The organism is Streptomyces sp. NPDC000229 (assembly GCF_040300825.1).
Classification (GTDB): Bacteria; Actinomycetota; Actinomycetes; order Streptomycetales; family Streptomycetaceae; genus Streptomyces.
Genome location: NZ_JBEPEL010000050.1, coordinates 17,774 through 38,491 on the forward strand (window position 1 = coordinate 17,774; position 20,718 = coordinate 38,491).

Annotated in this window: 23 protein-coding genes, 1 tRNA gene and 1 riboswitch; of the genes, 17 read left to right on the forward strand and 7 right to left on the reverse strand. The window is 72.8% G+C overall.

The window, feature by feature from the left end:
• The first annotated feature begins 76 nt into the window (after positions 1-76).
• The 5 genes from ABT360_RS22815 to ABT360_RS22835 all read left to right on the forward strand — a co-directional run bounded on the left by ABT360_RS22815 (position 77) and on the right by ABT360_RS22835 (position 5,199).
• On the forward strand, positions 77-1,048 hold the full coding sequence (locus ABT360_RS22815; protein WP_444852311.1) for a GlxA family transcriptional regulator: 972 nt from the start codon (positions 77-79) through the stop codon (positions 1,046-1,048).
• Positions 1,039-1,221, forward strand: a riboswitch (cobalamin riboswitch). (Overlaps the previous gene by 10 nt.)
• Positions 1,222-1,251: 30 nt before the next feature.
• Positions 1,252-2,331 (forward strand): ABC transporter substrate-binding protein, encoded by a 1,080-nt coding sequence (locus ABT360_RS22820; RefSeq protein WP_444852309.1) that lies wholly within the window; start codon positions 1,252-1,254, stop codon positions 2,329-2,331.
• The gene (locus ABT360_RS22825) at positions 2,328-3,425 is read left to right on the forward strand and encodes a FecCD family ABC transporter permease (protein ID WP_351819442.1); all 1,098 of its coding nucleotides are present in this window, start codon (positions 2,328-2,330) and stop codon (positions 3,423-3,425) included. The genes ABT360_RS22820 and ABT360_RS22825 overlap by 4 nt, the downstream gene beginning before the upstream one ends.
• Positions 3,422-4,222 (forward strand): ABC transporter ATP-binding protein, encoded by an 801-nt coding sequence (locus tag ABT360_RS22830; RefSeq protein ID WP_351819445.1) that lies wholly within the window; start codon positions 3,422-3,424, stop codon positions 4,220-4,222. The genes ABT360_RS22825 and ABT360_RS22830 overlap by 4 nt, the downstream gene beginning before the upstream one ends.
• 191 nt (positions 4,223-4,413) lie before the next feature.
• On the forward strand, positions 4,414-5,199 hold the full coding sequence (locus ABT360_RS22835; protein WP_351819447.1) for a hypothetical protein: 786 nt from the start codon (positions 4,414-4,416) through the stop codon (positions 5,197-5,199).
• A 565-nt stretch (positions 5,200-5,764) separates the two neighbouring features.
• Here the strand turns inward: ABT360_RS22835 and ABT360_RS22840 are convergent.
• A complete protein-coding gene (locus ABT360_RS22840) occupies positions 5,765-6,193 on the reverse strand; it encodes a nuclear transport factor 2 family protein (protein ID WP_351819522.1) in 429 nt (142 codons plus the stop codon).
• Between the two features lie 97 nt (positions 6,194-6,290).
• Here ABT360_RS22840 and ABT360_RS22845 point away from each other — a divergent pair, with 97 nt between their 5' ends.
• Positions 6,291-6,863: a PadR family transcriptional regulator gene (locus tag ABT360_RS22845; protein ID WP_351819449.1), complete on the forward strand. Its 573-nt coding sequence runs from the start codon at positions 6,291-6,293 to the stop codon at positions 6,861-6,863.
• Positions 6,850-7,638, forward strand: a complete 789-nt coding sequence (locus ABT360_RS22850; RefSeq protein WP_351819452.1) for an SGNH/GDSL hydrolase family protein — start codon at positions 6,850-6,852, stop codon at positions 7,636-7,638. Before ABT360_RS22845 ends, ABT360_RS22850 begins: the two co-directional genes overlap by 14 nt.
• Before the next feature lie 7 nt (positions 7,639-7,645).
• Here the strand turns inward: ABT360_RS22850 and ABT360_RS22855 are convergent, their stop codons facing one another.
• Positions 7,646-8,170, reverse strand: a complete 525-nt coding sequence (locus ABT360_RS22855; protein ID WP_351819456.1) for a GNAT family N-acetyltransferase — start codon at positions 8,168-8,170, stop codon at positions 7,646-7,648.
• A gap of 432 nt (positions 8,171-8,602) precedes the next feature.
• On the opposite strand from ABT360_RS22855, the gene ABT360_RS22860 reads away from it, so the two are divergent.
• Positions 8,603-9,223 (forward strand): L-threonylcarbamoyladenylate synthase, encoded by a 621-nt coding sequence (locus ABT360_RS22860; RefSeq protein WP_351819459.1) that lies wholly within the window; start codon positions 8,603-8,605, stop codon positions 9,221-9,223.
• A 25-nt stretch (positions 9,224-9,248) separates the two neighbouring features.
• Here the strand turns inward: ABT360_RS22860 and ABT360_RS22865 are convergent, their stop codons facing one another.
• The 3 genes from ABT360_RS22865 to ABT360_RS22875 form a co-directional block, all read right to left on the reverse strand.
• Positions 9,249-9,539, reverse strand: coding sequence for a hypothetical protein (locus ABT360_RS22865; RefSeq protein WP_351819462.1), 291 nt, complete (start codon positions 9,537-9,539; stop codon positions 9,249-9,251).
• Positions 9,540-9,565: 26 nt separating this feature from the next.
• Positions 9,566-10,819 (reverse strand): MFS transporter, encoded by a 1,254-nt coding sequence (locus ABT360_RS22870; protein ID WP_351819465.1) that lies wholly within the window; start codon positions 10,817-10,819, stop codon positions 9,566-9,568.
• A gap of 162 nt (positions 10,820-10,981) precedes the next feature.
• Entirely contained in the window at positions 10,982-11,713 is a 732-nt protein-coding gene (locus tag ABT360_RS22875; protein WP_351819525.1) for a class I SAM-dependent methyltransferase, read from the reverse strand.
• A 243-nt stretch (positions 11,714-11,956) separates the two neighbouring features.
• On the opposite strand from ABT360_RS22875, the gene ABT360_RS22880 reads away from it, so the two are divergent.
• Positions 11,957-12,313 (forward strand): hypothetical protein, encoded by a 357-nt coding sequence (locus ABT360_RS22880; RefSeq protein ID WP_351819468.1) that lies wholly within the window; start codon positions 11,957-11,959, stop codon positions 12,311-12,313.
• Positions 12,314-12,324: 11 nt separating this feature from the next.
• Here the strand turns inward: ABT360_RS22880 and ABT360_RS22885 are convergent.
• Together ABT360_RS22885 and ABT360_RS22890 are read right to left on the reverse strand one after the other, a co-directional pair.
• Positions 12,325-12,444 (reverse strand) — tRNA-OTHER (locus ABT360_RS22885).
• Between the two features lie 92 nt (positions 12,445-12,536).
• Complete coding sequence (locus ABT360_RS22890) at positions 12,537-14,633, reverse strand: SpoIIE family protein phosphatase (RefSeq protein ID WP_351819471.1); 2,097 nt, start codon at positions 14,631-14,633, stop codon at positions 12,537-12,539.
• 253 nt (positions 14,634-14,886) lie between these two features.
• Here ABT360_RS22890 and ABT360_RS22895 point away from each other — a divergent pair, with 253 nt between their 5' ends.
• The 8 genes from ABT360_RS22895 (at position 14,887) to ABT360_RS22930 (ending at position 20,613) form a co-directional block, all read left to right on the forward strand.
• Complete coding sequence (locus ABT360_RS22895; protein ID WP_351819473.1) at positions 14,887-15,759, forward strand: MBL fold metallo-hydrolase; 873 nt, start codon at positions 14,887-14,889, stop codon at positions 15,757-15,759.
• Between the two features lie 123 nt (positions 15,760-15,882).
• Positions 15,883-17,199: a phytase gene (locus tag ABT360_RS22900; RefSeq protein WP_351819476.1), complete on the forward strand. Its 1,317-nt coding sequence runs from the start codon at positions 15,883-15,885 to the stop codon at positions 17,197-17,199.
• A gap of 127 nt (positions 17,200-17,326) precedes the next feature.
• Positions 17,327-18,619 (forward strand): vanadium-dependent haloperoxidase, encoded by a 1,293-nt coding sequence (locus ABT360_RS22905; RefSeq protein WP_351819479.1) that lies wholly within the window; start codon positions 17,327-17,329, stop codon positions 18,617-18,619.
• Positions 18,620-18,757: 138 nt separating this feature from the next.
• Positions 18,758-18,973, forward strand: a complete 216-nt coding sequence (locus tag ABT360_RS22910; protein ID WP_351819482.1) for a hypothetical protein — start codon at positions 18,758-18,760, stop codon at positions 18,971-18,973.
• Between the two features lie 64 nt (positions 18,974-19,037).
• Entirely contained in the window at positions 19,038-19,448 is a 411-nt protein-coding gene (locus tag ABT360_RS22915; protein ID WP_351819485.1) for a fluoride efflux transporter FluC, read from the forward strand.
• Entirely contained in the window at positions 19,445-19,798 is a 354-nt protein-coding gene (locus tag ABT360_RS22920; RefSeq protein WP_351819488.1) for a DUF190 domain-containing protein, read from the forward strand. Before ABT360_RS22915 ends, ABT360_RS22920 begins: the two co-directional genes overlap by 4 nt.
• A complete protein-coding gene (crcB, locus tag ABT360_RS22925; RefSeq protein WP_351819491.1) occupies positions 19,795-20,169 on the forward strand; it encodes a fluoride efflux transporter CrcB in 375 nt (124 codons plus the stop codon). Before ABT360_RS22920 ends, crcB begins: the two co-directional genes overlap by 4 nt.
• A gap of 66 nt (positions 20,170-20,235) precedes the next feature.
• On the forward strand, positions 20,236-20,613 hold the full coding sequence (locus tag ABT360_RS22930) for a hypothetical protein (protein ID WP_351819494.1): 378 nt from the start codon (positions 20,236-20,238) through the stop codon (positions 20,611-20,613).
• Positions 20,614-20,718 lie beyond the last annotated feature (105 nt).

Below are 20,718 nucleotides of genomic sequence, written 5' to 3' on the forward strand. Positions count from 1 at the left end.
TGTCCGCGACCTTGGGGTACCGGTCCTTCCGGCATAGGGTCGCCCCATGGGGGATCGGCTCACGTCGGAACGGCTCATGGTGGTGGTCGGTTACGAGTCGGCCGAGCTGCTGGACATCGCGTGTGTGACCACGAGCCTGGCCATGGCCAACCGGGTCGGTGCGCCGGCCCTTCCGTACCGGGTGAGCGTGGTGGGCCCGGGCGGCGGCGCGATCGTCTGCGACTCGGGGCTGAGCCTGGGGACTCAGCAGTCCCTGGAACGGCTCGTCGGACCGCTCGACACGTTGATCGTCTCGGGCGGTGCCGGATTCGAGCGCGCAGCCTGCGACGCCCGGCTCGTGGGACACGTACGGCGGCTGGCCAAGGAGAGCCGGCGCGTGGCCTCCGTATGCACGGGAGCGGGCGTTCTGGCCGCCGCCGGGCTGCTCGACGGACGGCGCGCCACGACGCACTGGCGATTCGCACCACTGCTCGCCGCCCGTCACCCGGAGGTCATCCTGGACCCCACGCCCATCTTCGTACGCGACGGCAACGTGTACACGGCGGCGGGCATCACCAGCGCACTGGATCTCACCCTCGCGTTCATCGAGGAGGACCACGGCCCCGAACTGGCCCGCCAGGTGGCCCGGGACCTCGTGGTGTACCTGCAACGACCCGGCAACCAGGCGCAGATGAGCCTGTTCACCGCCGCTCCGCCGCCCCGCGACCCGTTGGTCCGCACGCTCGTCGAATACATCACCGCCCACCCGGACCACGATCTCGGCGCCGCGGCGCTGGCCGAACGGGCGGGGGTGACCACGCGTCACCTCACGCGGCTGTTCACCGAACACCTCGGGCAGGCACCGGGCCGGTTCGTCCGCCTGGCCCGCACCGAGGCCGCCGCCCAACTCCTCGCGTCGACGACCCTGCCGATGGCGAGCGTGGCCGCCCGCTGCGGATTCGGCACCGCGGAGTCACTGCGGCAGGCGTTCACCGGCCGGTACGGGATTTCGCCGTCCCGCTACCGGGCCGCCCAGACCCGGCGACCGCCCGGGACCCAGGAGACGTAGTATCAGCTGGTCATCACCGCGACGGGAGACAGGAAGCCGGTGCGATTCCGGCACGGTCCCGCCACTGTGACCGGGGAGTGGAACCTTCGAGGACGCCACCGCGCGCAGCGTGGGAAGGCCAGGGGGAACGTCGATCCGGGAGTCAGGACACTGGCCTGTCGCGGGCCCGTTCCGAGGAGCGCGGACTCCCCAGGAGGCTTTACGTGTACGACGGCATCCACCGTCCCTTTTCTCCCCTCCCGTCCCGGCCGCCCGGCACTCGGCGCCATGCCGCCCGGCGCCACGTCCTGCCGCGGCGGACACTCACCGTGGCCCTGTCCGCGGCTCTGACGGCCGCCCTGCTGAGCGGCTGCGGCACCAAGGACGAACCCGACGACGGCCGAGGGCCCGCGGCCACGTCCGCGAAGGGCTTCCCGGTCACGATCGACAACTGCGGCACCCGTACGACGTACGACGAACCGCCCTCCCGCGTGGTCACCATCCACCAGCACCCCGCCGAACTGATGCTCGCTCTCGGGCTGCGGAACAGGATGGTCGGCACCGCCTTCCCCGACTCGGCCGTCCTGCCCGCGTACCAGAAGGACTTCGCGGCCGTCCCGGAGCTGGCCGACAAGGAGCCGTCCTTCGAGACCGTCCTGGAGGCCGAGCCCGACCTCGTGTACGGCGGCTACGGAAGCGCGTTCGCCGAGAACGAGGGGCGGTCCCGCAAGGCGTTCGCCGACGCGGGCATCGACACCTATCTCAACCGCGAGTACTGCGGCAAGAAGCAGGTGTCCATGACGGACACCTACGACGAGATCCGCACCATCGGCAGGATCTTCGGCGTGCCGGAGCGGGCCGACACGGTGGTGGCCGGTCTTCGGGACCGCGTCCGCAGGGCCGGCGAGGCGGTCAGGGGCGCAGCGCCGGTGCCGGTGTTCGTGTACGACAGCGGTGACAAGTCCGCGTTCACCGCGGGTGGGAAGAGTCTGGGTACGGAGGTCATCAGGCTGGCCGGCGGCCGCAACGTCTTCTCGGACCTGGACGACGTCTTCGGCGACGTGTCGTGGGAGCAGGTGGTCGCCCGCCGGCCCGAGGTGATCGCGATCTATGACTACCGCGGTGCCGGGAGCGTGGAGCAGAAGAAGAAGTTCCTGCTCTCCCAGCCCGCCCTGGCCGATGTGCCCGCCATCAGGAACAAGCGGTTCGTCGTGCTGCCGCTCACCGCGACGCTGGTCGGCGTACGGGCGCCGTACGCGGTCGAGGACCTCGCCCGCGGGCTGCACCCGGAGCGCTTCCGGTGAAGGACCTCGGTCCTCACAGCAGCACTTCGAACCGCACAGTCCGGCCGCCGCACGGACGGACATACCAACTGACGCTGGTCCTGCTCGGCGCGCTTCTCCTGGTGTCCGTCACGGCCGGGCTGGCCATCGGCTCGGTGCACGTGCCGCCCGGTCAGGTGTGGGGCATCGTGTCGCACGGGCTGGGAGCCGACTGGCCGGAGCCGGCCTGGTCCCGCGCACGCGAGACGATCATCCTCGACGTACGTGCACCGCGCGTGCTGCTCGGAGCGGTGACCGGAGCGGGTCTCGCCGTCGTGGGCACGGCCATGCAGGCCCTGGTGCGCAATCCGCTCGCGGAGCCGTATCTGCTCGGTGTGTCCTCGGGCGCGTCACTGGGCGCCGTCGCCGTGATCGTCGGGGGCGTCGGCCTCTTCGGTGCCGTGACCCTGTCGGTGGCCGCGTTCGCCGGGGCCCTGCTGACGCTGCTGCTCGTCTACACCACGGCCCGGGCCGGTGGGCGGATCACCTCTGTCCGGCTGGTGCTGGCGGGGGTGGCGGTCGCCGCGGTGCTCACCGCGGCGACGGACCTGTTGTTGCTGACCGCCGACCGGGGCAACCAGGCGCGCGAGGTGCTCGCCTGGACCCTCGGCGGCCTCGGCGGCGTGCGGTGGGCCACGCTGTGGTTGCCGGCGGCCGCACTGCTGGTGGGCATCGGTGTGCTGCTGGTGCAGGCGCGGTCGTTGAACCTGCTGTTGGCGGGCGAGGAGGCCGCCACGACCATGGGACTGGACGTGGCCCGCTTCCGGGCCCGGATGTTCGTCGTGCTGTCCCTCGTCACCGGTGTCCTCGTCGCGGCGACCGGACCGATCGGGTTCGTCGGGCTGATGCTGCCGCACATCGTCCGCCTCTTCGTCGGAGGCGACCATCGCCGGGTGCTGCCGACAGCTGCCCTGGCCGGAGCGGTCTTCCTCATCTGGGCCGATATCGCCGCCCGTACGATCGCGGCGCCGTTGGAGATTCCCGTCGGCGTCCTGACCGCGTTGTGCGGCGGCCCGTTCTTCCTGTGGCTGATGCGCCGGGACGCCCGGCGGACCACCGACCGAGGAGTGGCATGACCGCACATCACCTCTCCGTCGAGGGTCTCGGGCTGACCGCCGGGGCCCGTCATCTGGTACGCGAGGTCTCCCTGACCGCCGAGTCCGGCGAGGTGATCGGGCTCGTGGGTCCCAACGGGAGCGGCAAGTCCAGCCTCCTGCGGGCCGTGTACCGGGTCCTGCGCCCCGACGCGGGGAGCGTACGTGTCGACGGCGACGACGTCTGGTCGCTGCCCGTGCGCCGACTGGCCCGGACCATGGCGGTCGTCGTGCAGGAACCGGGCGCCGACTTCGACCTCACCGTGCGGGAAGTGGTGGCCATGGGTCGCACACCGCACAAGCGGCTGCTCGACGGCGACAACGCCGAGGACGCACGGCTCATCGAGTCGTCCCTGGCGTCGGTCGACGCGGCGGAGCTGGCGGACCGTCCCTTCGACCGGCTCTCCGGCGGTGAGCGGCAGCGCGTACTGATCGCCCGGGCCCTCGCCCAACAGCCGTCACTGCTGGTACTGGACGAGCCGACCAATCATCTCGACGTACGCCACCAGCTGGATGTACTCGGCGTGCTGCGCCGCCTGCCCGCCACGGTCCTGGTCGCGCTGCACGACCTCAACCTGGCCGCTTACTACTGCGACCGCCTCTACGTCCTGCGTGACGGCGAGGTCGCGGCCTCGGGCCCGCCGCACGAGGTGCTCACCGAGCGACTGCTCTCGGAGGTGTACGGCGTGGCGGGGGAGGTCATCGTCCATCCCCGCACCGGAGCGCCGCACGTCACCTTCCTCCCTGGTGACGTCCCGATGGTGGCGGGCGGCGCCTGATCGCAGGGGCGCCGGTCACAACGACCGTACGTGGCACAACAGTTGGCAGGGAAGGGAACAATAACGGGTCGTGTCCGTCGCGTTGGGACGCAAAGCGACGGACACCGCCTGTTTGCTTGACACAACGCCACAGCCGTACTCTGCAACACAGTCCCATCCTTCACAACGCCACAAACCCCGTAGGAGGACACGTGCCCATCCCGGCCACCGCAGCAGACAACATCGAAGCGACCACCGCACTGCTGAGGGAAGAGCTCCCCCAACTCGAACAACACCAGCAGGCGCTGGAGAAGGACCTCGCGGCCGTCACCGAACGTCTTGAGTCCGTCCGCGGCGCGCTGACCGCGCTGCAGGCCCTCACCACCGCGGCGGTCCCGGCACCGCGCACCGAAACACCGGCCGGGGCGGGGGAAGTACCGCCCACCACTGCCGCGGCTCCTGAGCCCGCGCCGGAAGAGGCGCCCGAGGCCGCAACCCCCGGGCAGGAGCCGGCGCAGGAGACCGAGCAGGAGCCGGCGCAGGACCCGGAGCCGGAGCCGGAGGCAGCGGAGGACGTTCCCGCGCAGCGCGCACCCCGCACCACTGCCGCTGGGCGGAAGAGCACCGCCAAGAAGCCCGCCAAGTCGGCGGCCAAGACCCGACCGGCCAAGAAGGCCACCCCGGCCAAGGCGACGAAGAGCACGAAGAGCAGCAAGACCGCGAAGGCCGAGACCGCCAAGAAGCCGGCGGCCAAGAAGCCGGCGGCCAAGGACTCCTCCCCCGCCGGCGACAGCACCAGTGGCCTGACCGATCAGGTCGCCGCCGTCCTCGCCCGCAACGGCGACACGCCCCTGCGAGCCCGGGACGTCGCCAAGGAGCTCGGCCGCGACGACTCCACCGGTGCCATCAACACCGTACGCAGCACCCTCGACCGGCTCGTGGCAACCTCCCGCGCCCGCCGTGCGGGCCGCGGCCTGTACCAGGCACCGGCCAGCTGAACCTCCGCACCCGGCACCATGCGGCCCGTCCCGGCAGCCCGGGCCGCCGGGGCGCCTGCATGGTGTGGCCCGGGCCGACGGTAGGTATGAGGACGCCGTCGGCTCGCTGAAACACCGACGCGTACGAGATGCGGTTCCCGGGGTCGACGAAGGGCTGCGCACCCCCCGCGTCCGCGTGGCCGAACACAGGACGGCACAACGGTTTCCCTCACCGCCCCCGCCCCCGCCCCCGCCCCCGCCCGCGGCAGTGGTACGGGCGTACGCTCGCCCGGCAATGGCCGCGCGGTGGTCGTCGTTGGCGGGGAGGCCTGGGGGCGCACGGGACATCGGCGGCGGGACCGGGGGTGGTGGTGTTGGGGATGGTCGGCGCGGACGCCCATGTCCGGGCGACGGTGTGCCGGTGTACCTGTTGCAGCGTTGGAGTCCGGCGCCCACGCCCGATGACGCGTTTCCGCGCGATACGCCCAGCCGGATGCGGTCCGCGTCCGCCGGCGAACCGCGGACGCTACGGCCAGGACCCCCTCCAACCGCCCGGCTGATCCCGGTGAGCCGTGCGCGGAACCGGTCAGCCCGTCGGCGGGACGAGGCCGTCGGCGACCAGCCCGGCGAGTACCGCCTCCCCAAGGGCCTGCACGGCGGACTGAGGACGGACCATCACGGTGAACTCCTTGATCCGGCCCGTCCCGTCGAAGTGGAGAAGGTCGGTGCCGTGGATCTGCTTGCCGCCCACGGTGGCACGGAAGGGCAGGACGGCCGCCGGGGCTTCCCGGCCGTCGCCGGTGGTCTCGGCGGCGCCCTCGAAGTGTCCGACGTAGCGGAGGTCCTCGAAGGTGCGCATCAGGACGCCGAAGAGTCCCAGCACCATCGGCTTGCCCTCGAAGGGGGTGAACTTGACCGGGCTGTAGAGGCGGATGTCCTCGGTGAACAGGTCGTCCAGTGCAGCGAGATCCCGCTTCTCCACCGCCGCGCGGAAATCATCGGCGGTCTTGTCCAAGGCCTCCACGACCCCTCCTGCTACTCAAGAACATGACTAGTCATTTTTTTGAGTATGATGCCGGCGAAGGGCGAGGAAAGGAAAGGGGGTCGCCTCGATGGCCTTGCGGCATGCCGTGCTGGCGGCGCTGCTGGACGGCGAGTACAGCGGGTACCAGTTGGCGAAGGCGTTCGACATCGGCGTCGCCAACTTCTGGCACGCGCTGCCGCAGCAGCTGTACGCCGAGCTCACCAAGCTGGAGAAGGAAGGGCTCGTCGCGGGCCGGCAAGTGGTCCAGGAGTCCCGGCCCAACAAGCGCCTGTTCCGGGTCACCGAGGCAGGTCGCGCCGAGTTGGAGACGTTCGCCGCGGCGGCGTCGAAGCCCTCGTTCATCCGCGACGATCTGCTCGTCAAGGTCCAGGCCGCCGACCGTATCGGCACCGCCCCCGTGATCGAGCAGCTCCGGGAGCGGGCGTCCGCGGCCGAAGCCAAGATCGAGCTCCTGAGCACCTTGCTGCGGCAGTTGCGCGGCGGCGTGGACGAGGAGGAGTTCCTGCTCCGGGGCGAGCGGATCGGTCCGTATCTGACCTGTCTGCGCGGCCTGTCCTTCGAGCGGGAGCACCGCGACTGGTGTCTGCGGATCGCAGCCGTCCTGCGGGAGAGGGAGAGGGCCGACCATGCCCGGCGGTGAGTATCTGCGTTACGTCGCCCTGGGCGACAGCATGACCGAAGGAGTCGGCGACGGGGACGACACCGTCGGCCTGCGCGGCTGGGCGGACCGGCTCGCCGAGCATCTCACGGTGGTCGACCCCCGCCTCCGGTACGCCAATCTGGGTGTACGAGGGCGCCTGGCGGGCCAGGTCCGTGCCGAACAGCTCGCGCCCGCCCTGGCCCTCCGCCCCGACCTGGTCACCGTCGTCGCCGGGGTCAACGACCTGCTGCGTCCCCGCTTCGACGCCGGGGAGGTGGCCGGACACCTGGAGGAGATGTTCGCCGCGCTCTCGGCCGCCGGGGCCCACGTGGTGACCCTGACCTTCCCGGACGTGGGGCGCATCGCGCCGCTCGCCCGACCGCTCAGGTCCCGGGTGTCCGACATCAACGCCCGTATCCGCGCCGCGGCGGCCCGCCACGACGTCACGGTCGCCGACACGGGCGCGCAGGAGGTCTCCGCCGACCCCCGGTTGTGGGCCGCGGACCGTCTCCATGCCGGCCCCCTCGGCCACGAGCGGATCGCCGCGGCCGTCGCCCAGGCCATCCGCCTGCCCGGCAGCGACGACGCCTGGGCGCACCCCCTGCCGCCGCGGGCGGCCCCCACGGCGTGGCGTGCCGCAGGAGCCGAACTGCGGTGGGCGGCAGGGTTCCTGGGCCCCTGGCTCGGGCGCCGGCTGCGCGGCCGGTCCTCCGGCGACGGCCGCACCGCCAAACGGCCCGAGCTCCTGCCCGTGGGGCCGGCGTTCCGTCGGTGAGGGCCTGTCAGAGGTCGGTCCACGTGGCGTCGACGTAACCCATCGCCCGGTTCATGGCGATGGCGCTCACGTTCGCCGGGTGGTGGAGGGTACGGACCTCGGGGACGCCGCACAGCCTGACGAAACCCATGCCGAAGGTCTTCATGGCGACGGAGATGCCACGGCCCCGGTAGCCGGCCCGCACCCCGGTCATCTCGTTGAAGGCGAACCCGTCGTGGCGGGACGTCGCGGCCATCCCGATCCACGTGTCACCGTCCTGTGCGATCACGATGCCCCGTGGATCGTAGGAAGGGGTCCCGAAGCGGCGCTCGACGTACTCGTCGAACGGGAAGAACTCGCCCCGCTCCGGTATGTCGGCCGCGCACTCCTTGTTCAGCTCGTACAGCGCGCGCCGGTGTCCGGGGGTGTCCCCCACCGCGGCGAGCGTGGTCAGAGTGATGCCCTCGGCCCGGCACTTCCGTACGTAGGCGTCGAAGCGTTCCTCGTCGAAGGCGTCCACGGCGAGTTGGAGCCTCACCCACCGGTCGGTCATGCTTCCCTCCCCTGCCGTCGACGCCCGTGGCGAGCCGCCCTGTCCCCGAGTGTGCCGTGCGCGGGCCGGCGCCGGAAGATCACCCGGCTGCCGGGGACAGCGGTCGGTGGGATCGCGGTGCTGCCGGCGTGCCGATCGGGGAGGCCAGTGGCCGCCTGCGCGCAGGGACACTGCCGTCGGGCGCGTCGGCCGCCGCGTTGCGGGCGGAGGCACCCGCCGCGTGGGCTGCCGGCTCGTCGTCGCGGCGGGGCTCGTCGCCCTCGCGGTCGCCTGCAACGTCTGGGGGCAGCGGGAACGCACGGCCGAAGCGATCGGGCGGACGGTCCGCCCGCGACGCGCAGCACAATGGTGGTGGCGTTGAACGCCTGGCGGGCACGCGGTGGCGTCCCGGTCGCAATGGGCGCGGGTGGCCTGATCGCGTAGGCTCGGCGGATGGCGAAGTATTTCGACGTGCACCCCGAGAACCCCCAGCGGCGAACCATCAGCAGTGTGGCCGACCTCATCCGCTCCGGCGCGCTTGTCGCGTACCCGACGGATTCCTGTTTCGCCCTGGGCTGCCAGCTCGGGAACCGTGACGGCCTGGGCCGGATCAGGTCGATCCGCAACCTGGACGACCGTCACCACTTCACCCTGGTGTGTGAGAACTTCGCGCAGTTGGGTCAGTTCGTACACGTCGACAATGACGTGTTCCGCGCGATCAAGGCGGCGACGCCCGGCAGTTACACCTTCATCCTCCCCGCGACGAAGGAGGTGCCCCGCCAGCTCCTGCACCCGAAGAAGAAGACCGTCGGAGTCCGGATCCCGGACCACGGGGTCACGCAGGCCCTGCTCGCCGAACTCGGTGAGCCGCTGCTCTCCAGCACCCTCCTCCTGCCGGACGAGGAGGAGCCCCTGACTCAGGGCTGGGAGATCAAGGAGCGGCTCGACCACGTGGTCGACGCCGTGGTCGACTCGGGTGACTGCGGCACCGAACCGACCACGGTCATCGACTTCTCGGGCGGCGAGGCCGAGATCGTACGCCGGGGGGCGGGCGACACGTCACGGTTCGAGTAGCCGCGCCCACTCGGCCTCGGCGGGCTCAGCCGACGGGGAGCAGCCCCAGCACCGGGGCCACCGGCGCGATGAGCTGCCGCGCCTCGCCGAGGCGCTGGAGCCCGTCGAGCCCGCCGAACTGCTCGGTCACCGTGGGCACCTGGTCGCGGTGCTCGGGGGCGACGGCGATCGACGCGAGGTTGTCGACCCGGTTGAGGAGGGACGGCCCCTGGGGGCCCGGTGCGGGCACGATGGCCGCTGCCGCGGTGGGGGCCGCCAGGACGGAAGCGCCGGCGGCCATGGCGAGGGCGGCGAGAATACGCTGAGACGTGGTCATAGCCAGACCAACGCCCCAACCAGCCATCAGTCACGGCTTATGCCCCTGGGGTCGGTCATATCGACAGAGCTAGGGGTTCTCCCGCGGAACGCGGCCAGCGCGGCGAGGGCCGAGACGCCCGCGAGTGCGCCGAACAGGGGCGGGTATCCGCCGAGCGGCGCGGCCAGGGCGGCGCCGGCGAACGGCGCCAGGGCGGAGGCGGTGGTGGCCGGGGCGGCGAGGAGGCCCGACAGCCGGCCGTAATGGCTGGTTCCCCATCGGTCGGTGACGGCGGTGGCCTGGAGCAGGGTGAGGTTGCCGCGGACCGTCCCCGCGACGACCGACAGGGCGGCCACGAGCGCGTAGGGGCCCGGGACGAACGCCAGGGCGGCCGTGGTGACACCGCCGAGCGCGACCAGGGCGGTCGTACGGGCGGTGACCGAGGTGCGGCGGGCGAGCGGGGCGTACAGGGCGCGGCCGAGAGTCTGGCCGATGCCGCCGAGGCCGAGGGCCCAGGCGGCCTGTGCCATGGAGAGGCCGCGTTCGAGGAGGAGCGGTACGAGGGCGACGACGACGGCGTGCATGGCGAACGACGAGAGGGTGAGCGCGACGGCGAGCAGCAGGAAGGGGCGCCCCCGCGCCACCGTTCCCGCGGCTGCGGCCGAGTGGGCGGGCGGGTGCGGGGCGGGGGGCCAGGGTGCCGCGAGGGCGAGCGTGTGGGCGGGAACGGTGACGGCGGCCAGGATCGCGGCGAGTACCAGGTAGGTCGCGCGCCAGGACAGGTGGCCGGCGAGGAGCGCGGTGAGGGGCGCGAAGACGGTGGAGGCCAGGCCGCCGGCCAGGGTGACGACGGTCAGGGCACGGATGTGGTCGGGCGCCCACCAGCGGGTGAGGGCGGCGAAGGCGGGCTGGTAGAAGGTGGACGCCATCGCGAGGCCCGTGAGCAGCCAGCCGGCGAAGAAGACCGCGAGGTCGGTGGCGGTCGCCACGACGGCCAGAGCGGCCGTGCCGACGACCGATCCGGTGGCCATGACCGCGCGCGGGCCCCGCTGGTCGAGTATCCGGCCGATGCGGATTCCGGCGAGCGCCGAGACGAGCAGGGCGGCGGAGAAGGCGGCGGTGGTCGCGCCCGCGGGCCAGCCGGTGTCCGCGGTGATCGCCGGGTTCAGCACGGCGAACGCGTAGTAGAGGACGCCCCAGCCGGTGATCTGAGTGGCGCAGAGGGCCGGGAGCACGGCACGGGGCCGCGACCGGTCCCCCGTGCCGGTCGCGGCCTTACGGGTGGGGTGGACGTCGGTCACGGGCCGCGACGGCTCCTGGACGAAGCCCTGGGAGCCGCGTCCACGGAAGTGGCGGGCGCGCCCATGGCGACTCCCTTCCGGCTTCGACGGACGTCGATGACTTGCATGGCCAGGGTCCCCCTGCTTCGACGCATGTCAACATAGACGCACGTCGAATTATCGCTACCGTGAGGCGGTGAACAGGGCCGTCCAGAGGAAGGGCTCACCGAAGTGCGCGGACTCGGGCGGCTCGTCGCGCATGCGGCGCAGTTCCACCTCCACGAGGTCCGAGAAGATCCAGCGCAACGACTCGGGCGTGTAGGCGAGCCCGCCGTGGAGCGTGGACTGGAGGTAGAAGGCGGCGTCGGGTTCCTCCGAACCCATCCCGCCCGCGGCGAAGCACGTGAGGCCGAAGTGGCCGCCGGGGGCGAGGGCCTGGTCCAGGAGCGCGAGATAACTGACGCGGCGATGCGGTGGCAGGTGGTGGAAGCAGCCCGAGTCGTAGATCAGGTCGTAGGTGCCGGTCAGCTCGGTGCCGACGAGGGTGAAGGCGTCTCCCCGGTGGAACCGGACGGCGGCCCCGGCTTCGCGGGCGCGCTCCTCGGCCCAGGCGATGGCCACCGGCGAGAGATCGACGGCGTCCACCTCGAAGCCCAACGAGGCGAGGTGCAGGGCGTTGCGGCCGGGACCGCACCCCAGGTCGAGCGCCCGGCCCGGAGTGATCAGGCCTCGGGCCAGGTACGAGACCAGGTTCTCGTCCGGCTTGTCCACGAAGAACGGGACCGGCTTCGCGCGGTCGGTGTAGAAGCCGTCCCACCAGTCGGCCCCGTCGGCGGTCCAGCGGTCGGCCTCCCGTGCGAACAAGCCGTCCAGAAGCTGCAACACATCGTCCACCGTGCGTATGGCGCGGTCCATCGGGTCCCCTTTCCCCATGCCCGGAACGGTAGGGCCTGACGGTGCGAAAGCCCAGCTCGGACGGTGTTCCGCAAGGGCGTTGACGCACCCGGGAGCCCTCCGCGGAGGCTGGGGAAGGTCCTGCCCCCGGTGGTGCCCGCACGATGGCCCACACCCCGGCCGAAGGGCCGCCACGGGGGCTTCCCGGGCGGCGCCCGGGCCGGTTTCTCGGAGGACGAGCCGGCCCGGTCCTTGGCTGACCGCGTGACCGAACAGCCTCCCTGCCCGGCCGCCGTCCGTGAGTCGTACGACACCGTCGCCGACGACTACGTCAGGCTCGTCAAGCCGCCGGCCGAGAGGGACCCAGTGGAGTGCGGGCCCGGCCGGGTGACGGCGCCCGGGGGCACCTGCTGCTGGGCGGGTACGCCTGTGCCGGGGGACACCTGCTGCACAGGCGTACGGCCACCCCGTCTCGTACGAGTCCCACTCCTGCCCCTGGGACGTCTCCCCGGACTCCTGGAGCAGGCCGGTCCGGTCGTCTCCGCACGGTTGGAGCAGGAACCCGTCGCACCGGCGAAGCGGCCGCACGCCTGCCTGCCGGCGCGCAAACCCGCGCCGTGAACGGTCGGTTGCGGAGCCGACGGGATTCGAACCCGCGGAAGGGCACAGGCAGGTCCGCCCGGGAACCCCTCAGTCGCCGTGAGGGGGACCTCCCTCACGGCGATCGCAATGGGCCGCTCTGCCACGGCTCCGCAACCTGCGGGACCGCGCGCGGTCCCGCTCACCACAGCGTAGGGGCCGGTGTGCTGACGGATCGATCGTTTTTCCGGGCGGCGGACCAGGGTCAGTCGGGGACGCGGGCGACGAGGAGGGCGACGTCGTCGTGGTTGCCGCCGTGCCGCAGTTCGCGCAGGAGGCGGTCGCAGGTGTGCTCCAGGGACGGGTCGGGCGTGCGGAGGAGGTCGAGCAGCCGGTCCAGACGGGTGTCGATGTCCTGGTCGCGTGTTTCCACCAGGCCGTCGGTGTAGAACACCAGCCGGTCGCCCGGGGCGAGTGCGGCCGTGACGTCGTGGAAGGGGACGCCGCCCACGCCCAGCGGAGCGCCGGAGGGCAGATCGAGCAGCCGGGGGCCGTCACCGGCGCGGATGAGGACGGGCGGGGGGTGACCGGCGGTACCGAGGCAGCATTGGGCGCGGTGGGGGTCGTAGACCGCGTACACGCACGTGGCGAGGGACGGTTCCAGATCGACGATGATCTCGTCGAGGTGCCGGAGGACCTCGGCGGGTTCGAGGGAGAGCCGCGACAGGGTCTGGGTGGCGGTGCGCAGACGGCCCATGGTGGTGGCGGAGTTGATGCCGCTGCCCATCACGTCGCCCACCACGAGGGCGGTGCGTCCGTCGTCCATGGGGATGATGTCGAACCAGTCGCCCCCCACCTCGCTGCCCGCCCCGGCCGGCTGGTAGCGGGAGGCCACTTCGAGCCCCACGAGGTGGCGGGGCGTCCGGGGGAGCAGGCTGCGTTGCAGGGTCAGCGCGGTCTCCCGCTGCCTGCGGAAGAGGCGGGCGTTGTCGATGCAGACCGCCGCCCGGGCGGCCAGCTCGCTCGCGAGCAGGACGTCGTCCTCGGTGAAGGGGAGCGGGTTGCGGGCGCGTTTGAGGTCGAGGGCGCCCAGCACTTCGCCGCGGGCGATCAGCGGCACGGCCAGGTACGAGTGGACGCCGGCCCGGGCGAGGAGCTCCGCGGCGTGACGGTCCCGGGCGATGCAGGACAGGGCCTCGTCGTCGACCGCGGCCACCATGACCGGCCGGGCGGTGCGTACGCAGCGGGTGACGAGCCGGTCGGCGCCGTAGTGGGCCGGTTCGCCCGGAGGGTCGGCGGCCTGGACGGCGACGGTCGGGTAGGCGGCGGCGACGGCCAGGGCCCGGATGACGGCGGGCCCGTCGGCGGCGACAGGGCCGGGGCGCCCTTCCAGCACGGTGTCCAGGAGGTCGACGGCGGCGACGTCGGCGAGCTCGGGGACGGCGATGCCGGCCAGCTCACGGGCGGTCTGCTCCAGGTCGAGCGTGGTGCCGATCCGTACCGAGGCGTCGGCGACCAGCGCCAGGCGGTGGCGCGCCCGCTCGGCCTCCGTGGCCGCGCGGTAGCGGTCGGTCACGTCGACCACGGAGACGGCCAGTCCCAGCACCCGGCCCGCGACGTCCTCCAGCCGGTACAGCGACACCGACCAGGCGTGATCGGTGTCGGGGTCCGCCGCGGTACGGCCCACCATCTGGCGGTCGAGCACCGGTACGCCGGTGTCCAGGACGCCCCGCATCGCCTCGTCGACCGCTTCGGCGTCCACGAACGGGAGGACCTCCGCGACGCCCCGGCCCTTGTGCTGGTCGGCGCTCAGCCCGTCGATCCGCTCCAGGGCGGCGTTGACACCCACGTACCGCAGATCGGGGCCCAGGACGGCGAGGCCGATCGGCGACTGGTCCACCAGCCGGACCGACAGTGCCAGGTCCCGTTCCACCTTGCGCAGCACCGCCTGGTCGGTGGCCAGGCCCAGGGCGTAGTAGTCGCCCCGGTCGTCCAGGAGCCGCATGTTGCGGAACTCCAGCACCCGTCCGGTGCCGTCCTTGTGCCGTACGGGGAATTCCCCCGACCACGCGTCCCCGCTGCTCATCACCCGCTCGAACAGGTGGAGGACCCGTTCGAAATGCTCCTCGTCGACCATGAGACGCGCGGCGTACCGGCCCAGCGCCTCCTCGGCCGTGTAGCCCAGCAGTTCCTCGGCCTGTGGGCTCCACAGCACGATGCGCCCGTCCGCGTCCAGCACCAGGGCGGCCACTCCGAGGACGTCGAGCAGCCCTTCCGCCGACGACGGCTCGGTCACCGCGGCCTCCGCCCCCGGGCCGCCCGCCGTGCCACGGTCGGCCGGGGTCCCCTCTGCGCCGCCCATGACCGCTCCTCTCCGTCCTGCCACCGTGCCTCCATACCGGCGCGCACGCACGCCGGTGGCCGAAAGCGGCTGGTACGCCGAGTACCACCGGCTCCCGCCTCCGAACGCCGCCGCGGCGACCGGGCGCCGGAGTGCGGCCGGGCGGGGCCGGGACCACCATGGAAGACGGGGAGCAGGGGACGGGCGCAAACGGCCCGCTCCCCCTCGGCGGCCGCGAGCCTTCTCCAGCGCTGGGGGGCATCGGAGCTCCACCATGACCATGCACAGAGTCGGGCGCGACATCACCGTCCTCGCGGACTCCCTCGAGGTACCCGGGATCGGTTTCCTGCCCGTGAACGCCTTCGTCCTGCACGCCGAGGAACCGGTTGTCGTGGACACCGGTGTCGGTCTGCCCGACCGGGACTTCCTGGAGGCGGTCGGCTCGACGATCGACCCCGCCGATGTGCGGTGGATCTGGCTGACCCACCCCGACCGGGACCACACGGGCGGCCTGTTCGCGCTGCTGGAGGCGGCCCCGCAGGCGCGGATCATCACCACCTACATCGGTGCCGGGATCATGTCCACCGAGCGGCCGCTGCCGCTGGAGCGGGTGTTCCTGCTGAACCCGGGGCAGTCCCTGGACGTCGGCGACCGCACGCTCAGCGCGTTCCGGCCGCCGCTGTTCGACAATCCGGCGACGGTGGGCTTCTACGACGACCGGTCGCGTGCCTGCTTCAGTTCCGACTGTTTCGGGGCGCCCATGCCGAGTGCGGACCTGGCCGAGGGCGACGACGCGGGCGCGCTCGTCCCGGAGCAGTTGCGGGCCGCGCAGTTGCTGTGGGCCACCGTCGACAGCCCATGGGTGCACACCGTCGATGCCGACAAGTACCTCGCGACCGTGCGGCCGCTGCGGGAGATGGACCCCGAGATCGTCCTGAGCACGCACCTGCCGGCGGCCACCGGCCTCACGTCCCGGATGGTCGACTCCATCAGCGCCGCGCCCGGGTCGGACCCCTTCATCGGGCCGGACCAGCAAGAACTGGAACGGATGCTGGCCGGCTTCGAGCCCGGCGGGCAGGCGCCGGGGCCGGTGCGGGCCCCGGAGGAGGCACCCGCCGAGGCGGCGGCACCGGGCGCGCCCACCTGAGCGAAAGGCCCGCATGACGCGGTGAGTTCACGAGAGGCACATCCGGCGTAGCCGAGCCGGTCACCGAGTGGCCCCAGGATCGGCACCGGTTTGCCATGCTCCCGACAGCAAGGGGTTCCTCTCGTGTTCAGGCACCGTCCCGTCCGGTCGGCCGCCCTCGTCCTGGGTACGGCGCTGGCGGCGCTCACCGCCACGGTTCCCGCCGGCGCGCACCCGGCCGGCAGCACCAGGCCGCTGCCCGGCGTCGCGCCCCGCGCCGAGACCGCCCCGCTGTACGACGACGAGGCGGGCGGCAACGCCGACGCCGACGACCCGGCGATCTGGCGCAACGCCGCCCACCCCGACCGCAGCCTGGTCATCGCCACCGCCAAGGAGGGCGGCCTGCGGGTGTACGACCTCGACGCCCGCCAGGTGCAGTCGGTCCCCGCTCCCCCGGCCGCCGGGCCGGGCGACGCCCCCGGCCGTTTCAACAACGTCGACCTCGTCCACGGCCTGCGGCTGCCGTCCGGCCGCGCCGACGTCGCCGTGACGACCGACCGCGGCCACGACCGTCTCCGTATCCACCGCATCGCGCCCGGCCGGCCCGGCGGCCCGCTCGTCGACATCACCGACTCCGCCGCCCCGCCGGTGTTCTCCGCGGACCAGGCCGAGATCAACGACCAGGACACCGCCTACGGGCTCGCCACCTGGACCGATGCCGCCACCGGCCGCTCGTACGCGCTCGTCAGCCGCCGCAACCGCACCACCGTGGCCCTCCTGGAGCTCACCCCCACTCCCCGCGGCACGGTGACCTACGGGAAGATCCGCAGCCTGGATCTGCCGTCCTCCTTCCGGCTGCCCAACGGCACGTCCTGGACGCCGTGCGGGGAGCCGGGCGAGCTGCCCCAGATCGAGGGCATGGTCGTGGACCCGGCCAACGGCATGCTGTACGCCGGTCAGGAGGACGTCGGCATCTGGCGCATGCGCGCGGACCTGACGGGCGCCGCACCGAAGCTCGTCGACCGCGTTCGCGAGTACGGCGTACCTGCGGTGTACGACGAGCAGAGCGAGGAGTGCGCCGCCGGTGCCGACCCGGGCTTCGGCGGCACCCGCCTGGCGGCCGACGTCGAGGGCCTGACCCTGCTCACCGAGGCCGACGGTGACGGCTACCTGCTGGCCTCCAGCCAGGGCGACGACACCTTCGCCCTGTACGACCGCGAGTTGGAGGACGCAGGCGAGTACGAGGGCGGGTTCCGCGTCACCGCCACGGCCGACGGCGCGGTCGACGGGTCGGAGGAGTGCGACGGCGCCGCCGCGCTCAACGCCCCCCTCGGTACGAGGTATCCGCGCGGCCTGCTCGTCGTGCAGGACGGCCACGACACGCCGGTGGACGGGGGCCGTGACGCCACGAACTTCGCGTTCGTCGACCTCGGCGAGGTCCTGGAGCGCGTCGACGGCTGACGCGGCTGACTCCGTCCGGGTGGCGTGACTGCCCCGGACAGCGCAGGCCCCGGAGGCGGAGCGGTTGGCCGCCCGCCCCGGGGTCAACACCTGTACGGGACGGTTCACCTGCGCGAGGAGTTTCGCTGTGCGACGCAAGGGAGTGGGACGCCGTGCGGCCGTGGCGGTCGCCGCCGCGACCGGACTGGCGGCGCTGGCGGCGGCCGTTCCGCACGCCTCGGCGGGAGCGGCGCGCGACCACGTCCCCGCCCGGCCGTCGGGCGCGGTGGTCGGCGAGTGGCTGGGCGCCGTGACAAACACGGTCGACCCGCACGGCGGGCTGACCGCCCCGGAGGAACTGATCTGGCACGCGTTCGTCGCCACGGCCGTGTACAACGCGGTGGTCGGCATCGAAGGACGGTACGAACCGTACCGCTGGCATGCGCGGGGCCCGCGTACGGCGTCCTCGGAGGCCGCGGCGGCGGCAGCGGCGTACCGGCTGCTGCGGGTCTCCTTCCCGGCGGCCGGGTCCCGGCTGCGGAAGCTCTACGCCGCGAGTCTCGCGCGGGTACCGGACGGCCGGGCCGAGCGGGAGGGCGTCGCCTTCGGCGAGCGCGCCGCCGACCACGTCCTGGCGCTGCGCGCCGGAGACGGCCGTGGCGCGTCGGTGCCGTTCACCGCGTACCCCGCACCCGGTGTCTGGCGGCCCACGCCGCCGGGTCACCAGCCGTTCGCGAGCGCCTGGCTGGGCCGGCTGCGCCCGATGCTCATCGACTCGCCCGACCGGTTCCGGCCCCCTCCCCCGCCGCGGCTCACCTCCGTCCGGTACACCAGGGACCTGGCCGAAGTGCGGGCGTTCGGCGCCAGGACGGGATCGGCGCGGACGCCCTGGCAGACCGAGACGGCGGTGTACTTCACGAACCTGGACGTCCAGAAGGCGCTGGGCGACCACGCGGAGCGGCACCGTTTCGACATCGCGGACACGGCCCGGCTGTACGCGGCCGCCAACACCACCCAGCTGGACGCGGCCGTGACCGCCTGGGACTCCAAGCTGCACTACGGCACCTGGCGGCCCGTCACCGCCATCCGGGAGGCCGACCGGGACGGCAATCCGGCCACCCGGGCCGACCCCCGCTGGGAACCGCTGCTGAACACCCCTCCGCACCCGGACTACCTCAGTGGGCACGCGGCGTCCGGCGGCGCCCTGATGCGCACCCTCACCGGGCTCTTCGGGACCTCCCGCGTCGACCTCTTCATCCCGTCCCGGGGCACCGGGACGACCCGGCACTACCGCTACGCCCGCGACTACAACCGGGACGTGGTGAACGCCCGCGTCTGGGGAGGCATCCACACCCGGTTCGCCGACACCGTGGGCAACGCCGTCGGCGAGCGGCTGTCGGCGTGGGCCCTGGAGCGGTACTTCCGGCCGGTGCGCCGCTGACCACCGGCCCGGTCACCCCGGCAAACGGGTGAATACGGCATACGTCCGTCGGCGCGGGACCGTTACGCAGACCGAACTCCCGGTCGCTTCGACGCTCTTCGACGACCTCCGACGACCTCCGACGACAAGGACGATCCCATGATCAAGAAGGTTCTGGCCACCGCCGGCGTCGCCGCGGCCGTTCTCGGTGCCTCCGCCCCCATGGCCTCCGCGGTGGGCGACCGCGGGGTGCACACGCAGAACGGCAACTTCTCGACCCAGGCGTACGGCAACACCGGCAGCCCCGGGCCGCAGAGCGCCGGGCGCGCTCTGAACGACACCGACCTGAAGCCCCTGGACGGCCTGCGGCGGTAGGCGCGTTACTCTGACGGCCGCGGTCGACCCGGGGGGCCGCCCCGGCCGGTGGAAATGGACGTTGATGACAGCGTGGCGCGCCCAGGCGCCGGTGGTGGCCGTCGTGGCGCTGGGCGGGGCCATGGGCGCCTCGGCGCGCTACGGCGCTTCGCTGCTGTGGCCGACCCCCGTGAGCGGCTTTCCGTGGACCACGCTGGGCGTCAACGCCGTGGGCTGCGCGCTGATCGGTGTGTTCATGGTGGTGATCAGCGAGGTCTGGGCCGCCCACCGGCTGGTGCGGCCCTTCTTCGGTACCGGAGTCCTCGGCGGGTTCACCACGTTCTCGACGTACGCGGTGGACGTCCAGCAGCTGGTGGAGGGCGGCCGGGCCGGGACCGGGCTGGTGTATCTGGGGCTGACGCCACTGGCGGCGCTGGCGGCGGTGGGGACGGCGGCGTGGCTGACGCGCCGCGTGATCGCGTGGAGGCGGGTATGACCGGACCGGCGGTGGGCGAGCGGGCACTGCGGGCGACGATCTTCGTGGGGGAGAACGACGTCTGGCGTCACCGGCCCGTGTACAGCGAGATCGTCCACCGGGCGCATGAGGCGGGGTTGGCCGGGGCCTCGGTCTTCCGCGGCTTCGAGGGCTTCGGGGCGTCGTCCCTGGTCCACACCGCACGGCTGCTGTCGCTGAGCGAGGACCTGCCGGTCGCGATCGTGATCGTGGACGCCGAGGAGCGCGTGCGGGCCTTCCTGCCGCACTTGGACGGCCTGCTCGGGGACGGGCTGGTGGTGCTCGACGCCTGCGAGGTCGTCCGGTACGCCGACGGGGAGAGGGCGACGTGAACTGGGTGTGGGTGATCACGGGCGCGGCGGTCGGGGCTCCGCTGCGGTACCTGACCGACCGGGCGGTGCAGGCCAGGCACGACTCGGTCTTCCCCTGGGGGACGTTCACGGTCAATGTGGTGGGCTGCCTGGTGCTGGGTGTGGTGACAGGGGCGGTCACGGCGGGGGCGGCTTCGTCGGGGCTGCGGCTGCTGCTGGGCACGGGACTGTGCGGGGCGCTCACCACCTACTCGACGTTCTCCTACGAGTCGCTGCGCCTGGTGGAGGGCGGGGCCGTGCTCTACGCGGCCCTGAACGTGGTCGGCAGTGTGGCCGCCGGCCTGGGCGCGGTCTTCGCGGGCGTATCGGTGGCGGAGGCGCTCTGGGGGTGAGACGCGGTGGGGTCGCGGTACGTACGCTGGGTTTACGGCGATTCGTACCGGCCCGGGAGGCGCGTCATGGCTCTCGGTCACCGTTTCCATGTCGATCAGGACGGGCACTCCGTCACCGTCCAGTTCGTCGGTGGCGCGGGTGGGTTCGAGGTGCTCGTGGACGGCAAGGTCGTCGCGTACGGGCCGGGCCGTCGCAAGGGCGGCACGGTGACGGCGGAACTGCCCGGTGATCCGCCGCGACCGTTCGCCATCACGGTCAGCCACCCCCGCGAAATGGGCGGGGTGCCCTTCTGCGTGCTCGAGAGCGGCGGTATGCGCTATCTGATGCCGCAGATCCCGCTGGGCGGTGCCGGGGAGCGACCGGCGCGCCGCGGGCCGTACCGGCCGGTGCGGCGGCTGCGGCGGTTCCTGCGCCGGTCCTTGCGGCGGCTCGGGCGGCGGTGACCGGGCAAGCCGGGGAGCGGTGACCGAGGCGTGCGGTCACCCGGGCGCGGTCCGGCGCCGTTCCGTTGGGATGGGGCCGGCTCCAGGCACGGAGGTGCTGTCGTT

What these genes read in the sequence shown, in the direction of transcription:
- ABT360_RS22815 (WP_444852311.1), top strand. Translation starts at nt 77, where the DNA reads ATGGTGGTGGTCGGTTACGAGTCGGCCGAGCTGCTGGACATCGCGTGT.
- ABT360_RS22830 (WP_351819445.1), top strand. Translation starts at nt 3,422, where the DNA reads ATGACCGCACATCACCTCTCCGTCGAGGGTCTCGGGCTGACCGCCGGG.
- ABT360_RS22845 (WP_351819449.1), top strand. Translation starts at nt 6,291, where the DNA reads ATGGCCTTGCGGCATGCCGTGCTGGCGGCGCTGCTGGACGGCGAGTAC.
- ABT360_RS22850 (WP_351819452.1), top strand. Translation starts at nt 6,850, where the DNA reads ATGCCCGGCGGTGAGTATCTGCGTTACGTCGCCCTGGGCGACAGCATG.
- ABT360_RS22855 (WP_351819456.1), bottom strand. Translation starts at nt 8,170, where the DNA reads ATGACCGACCGGTGGGTGAGGCTCCAACTCGCCGTGGACGCCTTCGAC.
- ABT360_RS22860 (WP_351819459.1), top strand. Translation starts at nt 8,603, where the DNA reads ATGGCGAAGTATTTCGACGTGCACCCCGAGAACCCCCAGCGGCGAACC.
- ABT360_RS22865 (WP_351819462.1), bottom strand. Translation starts at nt 9,539, where the DNA reads ATGACCACGTCTCAGCGTATTCTCGCCGCCCTCGCCATGGCCGCCGGC.
- ABT360_RS22875 (WP_351819525.1), bottom strand. Translation starts at nt 11,713, where the DNA reads ATGGACCGCGCCATACGCACGGTGGACGATGTGTTGCAGCTTCTGGAC.
- ABT360_RS22890 (WP_351819471.1), bottom strand. Translation starts at nt 14,633, where the DNA reads ATGGGCGGCGCAGAGGGGACCCCGGCCGACCGTGGCACGGCGGGCGGC.
- ABT360_RS22895 (WP_351819473.1), top strand. Translation starts at nt 14,887, where the DNA reads ATGACCATGCACAGAGTCGGGCGCGACATCACCGTCCTCGCGGACTCC.
- ABT360_RS22910 (WP_351819482.1), top strand. Translation starts at nt 18,758, where the DNA reads ATGATCAAGAAGGTTCTGGCCACCGCCGGCGTCGCCGCGGCCGTTCTC.
- ABT360_RS22915 (WP_351819485.1), top strand. Translation starts at nt 19,038, where the DNA reads ATGACAGCGTGGCGCGCCCAGGCGCCGGTGGTGGCCGTCGTGGCGCTG.
- ABT360_RS22920 (WP_351819488.1), top strand. Translation starts at nt 19,445, where the DNA reads ATGACCGGACCGGCGGTGGGCGAGCGGGCACTGCGGGCGACGATCTTC.
- ABT360_RS22930 (WP_351819494.1), top strand. Translation starts at nt 20,236, where the DNA reads ATGGCTCTCGGTCACCGTTTCCATGTCGATCAGGACGGGCACTCCGTC.